The 2,595-nt window shown below is 61.7% G+C and carries 2 protein-coding genes; both read left to right on the top strand.

Translation table 11 applies throughout. The features are described from left to right. Positions 1–182 precede the first annotated feature (182 nt). Positions 183–1,724 (top strand): IS21 family transposase, encoded by a 1,542-nt coding sequence (gene istA, locus BY454_RS16560; RefSeq protein ID WP_104417657.1) that lies wholly within the window; start codon positions 183–185, stop codon positions 1,722–1,724. 11 nt (positions 1,725–1,735) lie between these two features. After that, complete coding sequence (istB, locus tag BY454_RS16555; protein WP_104417658.1) at positions 1,736–2,491, top strand: IS21-like element ISSpu5 family helper ATPase IstB; 756 nt, start codon at positions 1,736–1,738, stop codon at positions 2,489–2,491. Positions 2,492–2,595: the final 104 nt, after the last annotated feature.

The following is a 2,595-nucleotide window of genomic DNA, read 5'->3' as shown; positions in this document are numbered from 1 at the left end:
TGCGTATTCCAGACCAAGGTTGCCACTGATTCCAGACGAAGCCTGCCACCCATTCCACGCGAAAGCTGCCACTGATTCCACGGCAAAGCTGCCACCCCGGCAGGCTGCCTAATCTCCCCATCAAAACGTCCGGCGCGGGATAACTAACGGTACTCTGCTCCTTTTCATCCGGAGAGGGCCAGATGCCAGCGAAGAGGTTATCCATGCGTAAAATCAAAGAAGTCCTTCGCCTCAAGTGGGAGCGAGGGCTAAGCAACCGGCAGGTTGCTGCAGCCTGCGGCATCAGTCGCCCCACCGTGAGCGAGTATCTGCGGCGTGCTGCTGAGGCGGGGCTTGGCTGGCCGCTGCCAGAGGATCTGAGTGAAGCCCAGCTGGAGCAACGGCTGTTCCCGCCACCACCGGATCTGCCGGCACAGGCCCGAGGCATTCCGGATTGGAAGCGAATCCACGATGAGCTCCGGGGCAAGAACGTCACCCTCTTCCTGCTCTGGCAGGAGTACCGTCAAGCCAATCCGGACGGTTACCAATACAGTTGGTTCTGCGACCATTACCGGGCCTGGCAAGGCAAGCTGGATCTGGTGATGCGCCAGGACCACCGAGCCGGTGAAAAGCTGTTCGTGGACTATGCCGGGCACACTGTGCCCGTCATTGACCGCACCACCGGTGAGATCCATGACGCGCAGGTCTTTGTGGCGGTGATGGGTGCGTCCAATTACACCTACGCCGAGGCCACCTGGAGCCAGACCCTGCCGGACTGGATCGGCTCTCACATCCGAACCTTCGAGTTCCTGGGCGGCGTGCCGGAACTGGTGGTTCCGGACAACCTCCGCTCCGGCGTCAGCAAGGCCCATCGCTACGAGCCGGATCTCAATCCGACCTATCAGGATATGGCTGGCCATTATGGCGTGGCCGTTGTCCCCACACGGGTTCGCAAGCCCCGTGACAAGGCCAAGGTGGAAGGTGGCGTATTGATCGTCGAGCGCTGGATCCTGGCGGCCCTGCGCCACCGTCAGCACTTCTCCCTGGGGCAACTGAACGCCACCATCCGTGAGCTGTTAGAGAAGCTCAACAGCCGTCCCTTCCGCAAGTTGCCCGGGTGCCGGCTTGATCACTTCAAACAGCTGGACCAGCCGGTTCTACAACCGCTACCCGCCGAGCCGTATGTCTACGCCGAGTGGAAAAAAGCCCGGGTACACATCGACTACCACGTCGCCATCGACGGCCATTACTACTCGGTGCCCTACACCCTGATCAAGAAAGAGGTGGAGGTCCGGATCACCCACAACACCATCGAATGCTTCCACCGGGGCAACCGGATCGCCAGTCACCGGCGTTCGGATCAGAAGGGTCGGCATAGCACGATCGCTGCTCACATGCCGGAGTCCCATCGCCAGGCCGGCGAGTGGTCACCGGAACGGCTGATCGCGTGGGCAGCAAAGATCGGACCGGCAACTGAAAAGCTCATCCGCATCGCGCTGGGGGCGAGAAAGCACCCGCAACAGGCCTACCGGTCCTGCCTGGGCATTCTCCGGCTGGGCCAGAGCTACGGCGAGGCACGATTAGAACGTGCCTGCCAACGCGCCCTGATGCTGGGCAGTTGCCGATACAAGAGCATCGAATCCATCCTCAAACACCGCCTGGATGAGCAGCCCCTGGAAGAGCAACAAGAACTGGCCTTGCCCGACACACACGACAACATCCGCGGCCCCGCCTACTACCACTGAAGGAATCTGACATGTTGAAACATCCCACACTGGATAAGCTCCACACCCTCAAACTGACCGGCATGGCCGCCGCTCTGGCGGATCAATCGGCCACCCCTGACATTACCGACCTGAGCTTCGAGGAACGCCTTGGCCTGCTGGTCGACCGTGAAATGACGGAACGGGACAACCGGCGCATGACCAGCCGCCTGCGCCGGGCCAAGCTGCGACACGCCGCCATCCTCGAAGACATTGATTACCGGAACTCACGGGGCCTGGATAAAGGGCTTATCCAGAGCCTGGCCAGCTGCCAGTGGGTGAAGGAACACCTGAACGTGCTCATCACCGGTCCCACCGGGGTCGGCAAAACCTGGCTGGCCTGCGCCCTGGCACACAAGGCCTGCCGCGAAGGCTACACCGCCCAGTACGTCCGCCTGACCCGACTGCTACGGGAGCTGACTATCGCCAAAGGCGATGGCCAATACTCAAAGCTCCTGACCAGCCTGGCCAAGGTCGACGTGCTGATCCTGGACGACTGGGGGCTGATGAAGCTGACCGCCGAGAACCGGCGAGACTTGCTGGAGGTGCTGGAAGACCGGCATGCCCGGCGCTCCACCATCGCCACCAGCCAACTACCCATCGAGGAATGGCACGGCGTGATCGGTGACGCCACTCTGGCAGATGCCATCCTGGACCGGCTCGTTCACAACGCCTACAAGGTCAATCTGCGGGGCGAGTCCATGCGGAAACAACAGGCAAGGTTGACGGGCACTGAGACTTCGGAGTAAGAAGAGAAACCCCGCGTCGCTACGCTCCGATGGGTGGCAGCCTTGCTCCGGTCCGGGTGGCAGGCTTCACGTGGAATGGGTGGCAACCTTCAGCGGTTTACGCA

This window comes from Marinobacter persicus (assembly GCF_002934325.1).
Taxonomy (GTDB): Bacteria; Pseudomonadota; Gammaproteobacteria; order Pseudomonadales; family Oleiphilaceae; genus Marinobacter; species Marinobacter persicus_A.
This window is presented reverse-complemented; position numbering and strand designations above follow the sequence as displayed.

Coding starts and splice junctions, on each gene's coding strand:
- istA (WP_104417657.1), top strand. CDS start 183: ATGCCAGCGAAGAGGTTATCCATGCGTAAAATCAAAGAAGTCCTTCGC.
- istB (WP_104417658.1), top strand. CDS start 1,736: ATGTTGAAACATCCCACACTGGATAAGCTCCACACCCTCAAACTGACC.